Raw genomic sequence first — 9,134 nt, forward strand, 5'->3', positions numbered from 1 at the left:
CGAACGCCGACGACGGTGCGACACCTTGCCGGACGGCCGCCGGTTGCGCAGTCCGCCGGTCTCGGCCGCGACGGTGTCGTCTGACTCTTCGATGGCAGGGGCTTCCTCGGCCGTCGACTCGGGCTCGTCGCCGGCCGTCTCGATGACAGGCCGCTCGTCGGCATCTGCGGTGTCGTCGGGGGCTTCTGTGTCTTCGGCTTCTTCGAGATCGGGATCGGAATCGGTGTCGGCGGGCGCGTCGTCCTTCTTGCCGCGGCCTCGGCGTGACTTCTTTTCCTTCTTGGGCTTCAGCGGTTTCGGCGGTGGCGGTGGCGACTCGGCGACGAACGACAGGTAGAAGCCGGCAATGCCGAGCACCGCGATGGCCGCGGCGGCGCCGTAAACGCCGAACAGCCAGTGGCCCACCTTGTCCAGGTTCAGCCAGATCTCACTGATCGCGGTGCCGGCGATCAGGACGCCGGCAGTCACGTGGGTAACGATCGACCAGGTGCGCAGCGTCAGCGCCAGCGCGGGTGTGCCGAATTCGGGCTTGCGCGACTCCAGCAGCGTGAACACGACTGGAAGCGCGGCCAGCGCGATCACGATGCCGGTGGCAATCCGCGCCACCGTACCCAGGCCGTGTGAGGTGTCGCCCATCAACTCGGGCCAACGCGGCAGCACGAAGAAGAAGTAAAGGACGCCGGCGGCGACCGAGAGCGCCGCGTGCCAGAAGATGGTGGCCCTGCGTCCCATGCTCCTCCTCGAGCTGATAGTCCAGAAGCGACCAGACCCTATCAATCGGGCCTGGTCGTTCCTCGGACTTTGCGCGGAGGATGCGGGATTTGAACCCGCGAGGGCTATTAACCCAACCCGCGTTCCAGGCGAGCGCCATAGGCCACTAGGCGAATCCTCCGTCGGTCATGGTAGCGGAGCCCGCTCGGTGACGATGCACGCCAATGACCGGAGCGAGCCGAGGCGACGCCGGGTGCGCGTACTAGACTCTGGTCGGACCCCGCGCGGCGTCCATCCTGTGAACTCCCCCAGGGCCGGAAGGCAGCAAGGGTCAATGGGCTCTGGCGGGTGCGCGGGGTCCCCTATCGCAAGCCAGCATGGAAGATCGTCGGAAGGCGGATGGTGTCGTACGGCTCGTTCAGTTCCCTAGGCCGCGACGACCTCGAGGCAGTTCATGCCCGCCACCAGCGGGAATACGCCGACCTACAAGCCAAGAAGCTTGCCCTCGACCTCACTCGCGGCAAGCCCTGTAGCGCGCAACTCGATCTGTCCAATGCGCTGCTGAGCCTGCCGGGCAATGACTTCCGCGACGGCGACGGCACCGACACCCGTAACTACGGCGGGCAGCACGGGCTATCCGAGCTGCGGGCCATCTTCGGCGAGCTGCTCGGCATTCCGGTGCAGAATCTGATCGCCGGCAACAATGCCAGCCTCGAACTGATGCACGACGTCATCGTCTTCTCGATGCTCTACGGCGGAGTGGATTCCCCACGCCCTTGGAAGGACGAGGCGGCCGTCAAGTTTCTGTGCCCGGTGCCCGGGTACGACCGGCACTTCGCGATCACCGAGACGCTCGGTATCGAGATGATCCCGATCCCGATGCGTGAGGACGGCCCCGACGTCGATCTGATCGAGGAGCTGGTCGCGGCCGACCCGGCCATCAAGGGTTTGTGGGCGGTCCCGGTGTTCGCCAACCCGACGGGCGTGAGCTACTCCTGGGAGACGGTCCGCCGGCTCGTCCAAATGCGAACGGCCGCCGATGATTTCCGGCTGTTCTGGGACAACGCGTACGCCGTGCACACCCTGACGCTGGACTTCCCCCAGCCGATCGACGTGTTGGGTCTGGCCGCTGCGGCGGGCAATCCCAACCGGCCTTATGTCTTCGCGTCGACGTCGAAGATCACCTTCGCCGGCGCCGGCGTCAGCTTCTTCGGCGGCTCGCTGGGCAACATTGCCTGGTACCTGCAGTACGCCGGCAAGAAGTCGATCGGCCCGGACAAGGTCAACCAGTTGCGGCATCTGCGCTTCTTCGGCGACGCCGACGGTGTGCGCCTGCAGATGCGGCGTCATCAGCAACTGCTGGCACCGAAATTCGCGCTCGCGCTGGAGATTCTCGACCAGCGACTGAGCGAGTCGAAGATCGCTTCCTGGACCGAGCCGGAGGGCGGCTACTTCATCAGCCTCGACGTGCTGCCGGGCACAGCCAAGCGCACCGTCGCGCTGGCCAAGGACGCCGGCATCGCGGTCACCGAGGCGGGCGCGTCGTTCCCGTACCGAAAAGACCCGGATGACAAGAACATTCGCATTGCACCGACGTTCCCGCCGGAGTCCGATCTGCGTGACGCGATCGACGGGCTGGCCACGTGCACGCTGCTGTCGGCGACCGAGTCGCTGCTGAACCACGACTGATTGCCCTTCGCTCTGCGTCCATGGCGGAAAAGTGCGAGTGTTCCGCGCCGTGAGCGCAGAGTCAACGCCCAGCCAGGCCCGAGTCGGCCACCCTGGGTAGCCTCTGACCGTGGCTCTCTACCGTAAGTACCGTCCCGCGACCTTCGCCGAAGTGGTGGGGCAGGAACACGTCACCGAGCCGCTGTCGACCGCGTTGACGGCAGGCCGCATCAACCACGCGTACCTGTTCTCCGGTCCCCGGGGCTGCGGCAAGACCTCCTCGGCGCGCATCCTGGCCCGCTCGCTGAACTGTGAGCAGGGGCCGACGGCCACGCCCTGCGGGGTCTGCGACTCCTGCATCGGCCTGGCGCCCAATGGGCCGGGCACCATCGACGTCGTCGAGCTCGACGCGGCCAGCCACGGTGGTGTCGACGACACCCGCGAATTGCGGGACCGCGCCTTCTACGCGCCGGCCCAGTCGCGGTATCGGGTGTTCATCGTCGACGAGGCGCACATGGTGACCACCGCCGGTTTCAACGCGCTACTCAAGATCGTCGAGGAGCCGCCCGATCACCTCATCTTCGTGTTCGCTACCACCGAGCCGGAGAAGGTGTTGCCGACGATCCGCTCGCGGACCCACCACTATCCGTTCCGGCTGCTGGCGCCTCGGACTATGCGCGGCCTGGTCGAGAAGATCTGCGCCCAAGAGGACGTGGTCGTCGACGACGCCGTCTATCCGTTGGTGATCCGGGCCGGCGGTGGTTCGCCGCGCGACACGCTGTCGGTGCTCGACCAATTACTGGCCGGGGCCGACGGCAACCGGGTCAACTACCAGCGGGCGCTGGGCCTGCTGGGCGCCACCGACGTGGCACTTATCGACGAGGCCGTCGACGCGCTGGGCGCCGGGGATGCCGCGGCGTTGTTCGGCGCGGTGGAGTCGGTGATCGACGCCGGTCACGATCCGCGGCGGTTCGCCACCGACCTGTTGGAGCGATTCCGCGATTTGCTTGTGCTGCAAGCGATTCCTGACGCCACCTCCCGGGGTGTGGTCGATGCCCCCGAAGACGTGCTGGACCGGATGCGTGAGCAGGCGACCCGGATAGGTCGTGCGACGCTGACCCGCTACGCCGAAGTCGTGCACGCCGGCCTGACCGAGATGCGGGGGGCGACAGCGCCGCGTCTGCTGCTCGAAGTGATCTGCGCGCGGCTGTTGCTGCCGTCGGCCAGCGACGCCGAATCGGCCCTGCTGCAACGCCTCGAGCGGATCGAGACCCGCCTGGACATGTCCATCCCGGTAGGCGAGCAGCCCGCTTACGTGCGCCCATCGGCGCAGGCGCCGGCGCCGGTGCAACCGCCCGCGCCTGCGCCGGCCGAGCCGGCCGCGGTGCGGCCCAGCCCGCTCGCGCCGGCTCCGGTCGATCCCGTCCCGGTGGAGGAAGGCCCGTCCGCAGTGGGCTCCGCCGAACCGAACGCCGCCGCCGTGCGCACCCTGTGGCCGACTGTGCGCGACAAGGTACGGCAGCGCAGCAGGACTACCGAGGTGATGCTGGCCGGTGCGACGGTCCGCGCGGTCGAGGGCAACACGTTGGTGCTGAGTCACGAATCCGCGCCGCTGGCCAAACGGCTGAGCGAACAGCGCAATGCCGACGTCATCGCCGAGGCGCTCAAAGACGCGTTGGGCGTCGATTGGCGCGTGCGCTGCGAAGCCGGCGAGCCGACCGCGGCGGCAGCACCCGCAACACCGGCCCCGGTAACGCCGCCGATTGAGCGTCCACGCCGGGTAGTCCCGCCGCCACCGCCCGAACCCGCGGTCGACACCGAATCGGACCAGCGGGCCGAAGAGGAAAGCATGCTGGCCGAGGCCAACGAGGACGACCCGTCGGCACCGCGCCGCGATCCCGAAGAAGCCGCGCTCGAACTGTTGCAGAGCGAACTGGGCGCGCGCCGCATCGACAAGGGCTGAGCGCCTGGGGCTCGAGGACCGACCTATACGCTGGTCGGCGAGAGCACGTCCGCGCAGAGGGGTTATATCTCATGGGACACGTCAGTGCCGCCAACACGATCCTGATCAACGCTGAGCCCGCCACTGTGCTGTCGGCGGTTGCCGACTACCGGGAAGTCCGGCCCAAGATCCTGTCGTCGCATTACCACGACTACCGGGTCATCGAGGGAGGACAAGGCCAGGGAACCGTCGCCGGCTGGAAGCTGCAGGCCACCAAGTCCCGGGTCCGCGACATCAAGGCCAGCGTCGACGTCGCCGGTCACGCCGTGATCGAGAAGGACGCCAACTCGACCCTGGTCACCAATTGGACGGTGGCGCCGGCCGGACCGGGTTCCAGCGTCACCGTCACCACCAGCTGGACGGGTGCCGGTGGCGTGAAGGGCTTCTTCGAGAAGACGTTCGCGCCGCTCGGCCTGAAGAAGATCCAGGGCGAGCTACTGGCCAACCTGAAGAAGGTCGTCGAGGGCTAACGCGCGGCGGCTTGGCCGCCGAGAAACGCGGCGACACCGCGGGCCATCGCCTCGGCGTACTTCTGCCGGCCCTCGGGGCTCTCCATCAGCGCCGAGTCGACCGGGTTTTTCATGTTTCCGCACTCGACCAGAACCGACGGGTACTGCGCCAGGTTCAGCCCGGCCAGGTCGGAGCGGCCGTAGAGGCCGTCTTGGCCGATATAGCTGGCCGGGGGGATGCCCGAAGCCTGCATCTGGTCACGCATGACGCGGGCGAGTTGGACCGCGGGTCCGGCCTGCGCCTGGTTGAGCGGCGGAGCGGAGTAGTTGACGTGAAATCCGCGTCCTGCCGGCGGGCCACCGTCGGCGTGGACGCTGACGATGGCGTTCGGATGCAGCGCGTTGGCCATCTCGGCGCGTTGGTCGACGCAGGGCCCGACCGTGGAGTCGTCGCCGCGTGACATGGCGGTCCGGGCGCCCAGCGCGTTGAGCGCGGCGCGCAGACGCAGGGTGGTGTCCCAGGTGAAAGTGTGCTCCGGGTAGCCGTCGACGGTCGTTGTACCGCTGGCCTGGCAGTTCTTGGTGCCGCCGCGACCGGTGGGCACCTGGCGGCTGATGGATGCGTCGTTGGCGCCGTTATGGCCGGGATCGAGGAACACGATCATGCCGGCGATGTTGCCGGGCGCGGCGAGGGCGGTTGGCGGTGTCGCTGTCACGACGGCGGCGACGGCGATCACGCCGATCGCGGCGGCGGATCCGACACGCAGGCGGTGAGGTATGCGCACGGCGCCACGTTAGCCCCGCGCCGTCTACGCTTGGAACTCTGAACCGCCCGCACGACGCAGGCGAAACCAAGTCGATACCAAGACGCGAGGGGATTGTCATGCAACCCGGAGGCCAGCCCGACATGTCGGCGTTGCTCGCCCAGGCTCAGCAGATGCAGCAACAGTTGATGGACGCCCAGCAGCGGCTGATCAACTCCGAGGTGCACGGCGAGGCCGGCGGTGGCCTGGTGGAGGTCACCGTCAAGGGCAGCGGCGAGGTGGTGGCGGTGAAGATCGACCCCAAGGTCGTCGACCCCGACGACGTCGACACGCTGCAGGACTTGATCGTCGGCGCACTCGCCGACGCCGCCCAGCAGGTTGCCGATCTGGCGCAGGAGCAGCTCGGTCCGCTGGCCGGCGGCATGGGCGGCGGCGTACTGGGTGTTTGAAGGACCGGTCCAGGATTTGATCGACGAGCTCGGCAAACTGCCGGGTATCGGGCCGAAGAGCGCCCAGCGCATCGCTTTTCATTTGCTGTCGGTTGAGCCGCCGGACATCGACCGGCTCACCGCGGTGCTGGCCAAGGTTCGTAACGGTGTGCGGTTCTGTTCGGTGTGCGGCAACGTCTCCGACGACGAGCGCTGCCGCATCTGCGCGGACCCGCGGCGCGACGGTACACAGGTGTGCGTCGTCGAGGAGCCCAAGGACATCCAGGCCGTCGAGCGCACGCGCGAATTTCGCGGGCGCTACCACGTTCTGGGTGGCGCACTGGATCCGCTGTCCGGTGTCGGGCCGGACCAGTTGCGGATTCGTGAGTTGTTGAACCGGATCGGCGAGCAGGTTGACGGGGTGGACATCGGTGAGGTGATCATCGCCACCGACCCGAACACCGAAGGCGAGGCGACGGCCACCTACCTGGTCCGGATGCTGCGCGACATTCCCGGCCTGACCGTCACCCGGATCGCGTCCGGGCTGCCGATGGGCGGCGACCTGGAATTCGCCGACGAGCTGACCTTGGGTCGTGCGCTGACCGGCCGCCGCGCGATGGCCTGAGCCGGGTCTCGACGCGCCGCGCACCGAGCCACGCAGTCACATCCGCAACTCTGGCACCTGGGTCCAAGGCTTAATACGTTTTACGAATCGTCACCACATGCGATATCACGGGCCGTGAGTGATATCGCATGTGGTCACAAAACAAAAAAAGAGTGCACCCCCGGAGAGGTCTACCCGCGCAGGCGTTCCCGGCGCAGCAGTTCCACCTCGGGCAGATCCAGCGGCGCCAATTCGCCCACCACGGTGCCGAGCAGCAGGTCGGCGAACTCCGGATTGCGGGCCAGACACGGCCCGTGCATGTAGGTCGCGAACACGCTGCCCTGCACGGCGCCGTCGACGCCGTCGCCCAAGCGGTTGCCCGCCCCCCTCTTCACGACGCCCAGCGGAGCCGCCGACGTCCCGAGAACCGTTCCACCGCGGTGGTTTTCGAACCCGGTCAATGGCGCCGTCAACCCGCTCGGCAGCGGCGAGGTGGCCAGCTCGCCGATGGTGCGCGACGGCTGCGGCGACGTGGTCAGGTCGAGCAGTCCGACACCGTCGACCCGTTCACCGGCCGACGTTTCATACCAGTGGCCCAGCACCTGAATCGCCGCGCAGATCGCCAGCACCGGCGCGCCGCGCCCGGCGGCGCGCTGCAGGCCCGGATGGCGGATCAGGTGTGTGGTGGCCAGCCGCTGCGCGTAGTCCTCGGCACCGCCCAGCGTGTACAGGTCGAGGCTGTCGGGCACCGGGTCGTCCAGCGTGATCTCGATGATCTCCGCGGCGATGCCCCGCAGTCGCAGCCGCTGCCGCAACACCGTGGCGTTGCCACCGTCGCCGTAGGTGCCCATGATGTCGGGCAGTACCAGGCCGATCCGCACCACCGAGTCAGTCATGGTGGGTCAGCCGTCGTTGCAACTGGAGAAACGCGGTGTAGTTGGCGACCACCTCGACCGGTCCCGGCCGACAGGAGGCAATCGCGGCCACCGTGTCGTGCACCAGTGTGTGCTCGACGTCGGCGTAGCCGAGTCGCACGGCGAGGTCGGTGCCGCGTTCGCCGGCCGCGACCACGGAAGTCTGCTCGAAGTCTTCGAAGCGCACATCCCACAGCCAGGACAGGTCCTCGCCGTCGGGCACCTGACCGTTGACCGCGATCACCACCCCGGCCGCGTCCTTGTTCACCATCGACAGCGCCTCCTGCCAGCCGGCGGGATTCTTGGCCAGCAAGATGCGCACGGTCTGCGCGCCGACCTCGATGGTGCGGTAGCGGCCGGCGACCTCGTCGACGCCGGCCACCGCTGCGACCGCAGCCGGCGGATCGGCGCCCAGCGTCACCGCCGCTGCCACCGCCTGCGCAGCGTTGCCGCGGTTCGCCCTTCCGGGCAGGGCCAGCGTCATCGGCAGCGCCAATCCGTCTGGACCGTAGAGCTTTTCGTCGTCGAACCACCATTGCGGAGTGGGCCGCTTGAAGTCGGCGCCGGTGGAATGCCAGTCTCGCTGGTCGCGGACGATCACCTCGCCGCTGCGCGGGCAGCTCACCGAGTCGGCCGTCCAACTGCCCCCGGCGGCGACCCAGACCACGTGGGGGTGGTCGTAGGCGGCCGACGTCATCAGCACGTCGTCGCAATTGGCGACGACGACGGCAGCAGGGTGCGCGGCCAGCCCGGCCCGCAGCCGACGTTCGATCACGTTGATCTCGCCGACCCGGTCCAGCTGGTCGCGGGACAGGTTGAGCAGGACGACAACGGCAGGCTCGACGGCGTCGGCGACATGTGGCACATGCATCTCATCGACCTCGAGAACCGCCAGCGCGGCGGCCCGATCAGCGGCCAGCGCGGCCACCAGGCCGGCGTCCATGTTGGCGCCCTCGGCGTTGGAGGCGACGGCTCCGACGGTCCGCAGGGCGGCCGCGGTCATCCGGGTGGTGGTGGACTTCCCATTGGTGCCGGTGACGACGACCGTGCGCCTGCCGGTGCCGAGCTGCCGCAGGACCGAGGAGTCCAGCGTCATCGCGACCAGGCCGCCGATCATCGCCCCGGCTCCGCGGCCGGTCACCCGGGACGCCCAGCGCGCGCCGGCTCCGGCGGCCAAGGCGAGTCGTCCGCGGGCGTTGATCACCCGGGCATCTTAAGGGTGATCGCAAGCTCGGCGCTGTTCCGAGCGCAGCGGGTCACCCGTGGGAAGTCTTGAGGGTGATCGCAAGCTCGGCGCTGTTCCGAGCGCAGCGGGTCAGCTTCCCGCGACTAAGTTCACGACACGGCGCGCAGCGACCGGGCGATGTCGGCTCGACATGAAATCCTCGGTTCATGCGGGACAACGCGGCGGTTGCAACGGCAACGTCCTGGGGGCGGCCGGTCACCGAAGCGGGCGCAGGCTGGGCCGTGATCGACGTCGAGACCTCCGGCTTCAAGCCCGGCAGCGCCCGCGTCATCAGCCTCGCGGTGCTCGCGCTGGACGTCGAGGGCCACGTTGAGCAGTCGGTGGTCAGCCTGCTCAACCCCGGCGTCG

Annotated in this window: 9 protein-coding genes, 1 tRNA gene, 1 other RNA gene and 1 pseudogene; 7 read left to right on the top strand and 5 right to left on the bottom strand. The window is 68.4% G+C overall.

Annotated elements, in window-relative coordinates:
- Window positions 1-732, bottom strand: a 732-nt coding sequence (gene lucA / locus AC2VOG_RS03025; protein ID WP_486938440.1) for a lipid uptake coordinator LucA, incomplete at its 3' end; no start/stop codon positions are given.
- Between the two features lie 74 nt (window positions 733-806).
- A tRNA-Ser gene (locus tag AC2VOG_RS03030) sits at window positions 807-892 on the bottom strand.
- 91 nt (window positions 893-983) lie between these two features.
- Here AC2VOG_RS03030 and ffs point away from each other — a divergent pair.
- From ffs to AC2VOG_RS03050, 4 genes are all read left to right on the top strand, one after another.
- Window positions 984-1,078: signal recognition particle sRNA small type (gene ffs / locus AC2VOG_RS03035), an RNA gene on the top strand.
- Window positions 1,079-1,110: 32 nt separating this feature from the next.
- Entirely contained in the window at window positions 1,111-2,400 is a 1,290-nt protein-coding gene (locus tag AC2VOG_RS03040) for an aspartate aminotransferase type Ic (protein ID WP_486938441.1), read from the top strand.
- 109 nt (window positions 2,401-2,509) lie between these two features.
- Window positions 2,510-4,342: a DNA polymerase III subunits gamma/tau gene (locus AC2VOG_RS03045; RefSeq protein ID WP_486938442.1), complete on the top strand. Its 1,833-nt coding sequence runs from the start codon at window positions 2,510-2,512 to the stop codon at window positions 4,340-4,342.
- A gap of 71 nt (window positions 4,343-4,413) precedes the next feature.
- Window positions 4,414-4,851: an SRPBCC family protein gene (locus tag AC2VOG_RS03050; RefSeq protein ID WP_486938443.1), complete on the top strand. Its 438-nt coding sequence runs from the start codon at window positions 4,414-4,416 to the stop codon at window positions 4,849-4,851.
- Here the strand turns inward: AC2VOG_RS03050 and AC2VOG_RS03055 are convergent.
- Window positions 4,848-5,615, bottom strand: a complete 768-nt coding sequence (locus AC2VOG_RS03055; protein ID WP_486938444.1) for an Rv3717 family N-acetylmuramoyl-L-alanine amidase — start codon at window positions 5,613-5,615, stop codon at window positions 4,848-4,850. The two genes, AC2VOG_RS03050 and AC2VOG_RS03055, sit on opposite strands and share 4 nt — an antisense overlap.
- Window positions 5,616-5,713: 98 nt before the next feature.
- Between AC2VOG_RS03055 and AC2VOG_RS03060 the strand changes: the two genes are divergently transcribed.
- Complete coding sequence (locus AC2VOG_RS03060; protein ID WP_486938445.1) at window positions 5,714-6,043, top strand: YbaB/EbfC family nucleoid-associated protein; 330 nt, start codon at window positions 5,714-5,716, stop codon at window positions 6,041-6,043.
- Entirely contained in the window at window positions 6,036-6,647 is a 612-nt protein-coding gene (gene recR, locus AC2VOG_RS03065) for a recombination mediator RecR (protein ID WP_486938446.1), read from the top strand. The genes AC2VOG_RS03060 and recR overlap by 8 nt, the downstream gene beginning before the upstream one ends.
- 170 nt (window positions 6,648-6,817) lie before the next feature.
- Here the strand turns inward: recR and AC2VOG_RS03070 are convergent, their stop codons facing one another.
- Both AC2VOG_RS03070 and AC2VOG_RS03075 read right to left on the bottom strand, forming a co-directional pair.
- On the bottom strand, window positions 6,818-7,510 hold the full coding sequence (locus AC2VOG_RS03070; RefSeq protein ID WP_486938448.1) for a type 1 glutamine amidotransferase: 693 nt from the start codon (window positions 7,508-7,510) through the stop codon (window positions 6,818-6,820).
- Between the two features lie 4 nt (window positions 7,511-7,514).
- A complete protein-coding gene (locus AC2VOG_RS03075) occupies window positions 7,515-8,744 on the bottom strand; it encodes a MurT ligase domain-containing protein (RefSeq protein WP_486938447.1) in 1,230 nt (409 codons plus the stop codon).
- A 188-nt stretch (window positions 8,745-8,932) separates the two neighbouring features.
- On the opposite strand from AC2VOG_RS03075, the pseudogene AC2VOG_RS03080 reads away from it, so the two are divergent.
- Window positions 8,933-9,134 (top strand): annotated as a pseudogene (locus tag AC2VOG_RS03080) (hypothetical protein); the annotation flags it as partial.

This window comes from Mycobacterium sp. TH-M11 (genome assembly GCF_057473725.1).

Coding starts and splice junctions, on each gene's coding strand:
- AC2VOG_RS03040 (WP_486938441.1), top strand. CDS start 1,111: ATGGTGTCGTACGGCTCGTTCAGTTCCCTAGGCCGCGACGACCTCGAG.
- AC2VOG_RS03050 (WP_486938443.1), top strand. CDS start 4,414: ATGGGACACGTCAGTGCCGCCAACACGATCCTGATCAACGCTGAGCCC.
- AC2VOG_RS03060 (WP_486938445.1), top strand. CDS start 5,714: ATGCAACCCGGAGGCCAGCCCGACATGTCGGCGTTGCTCGCCCAGGCT.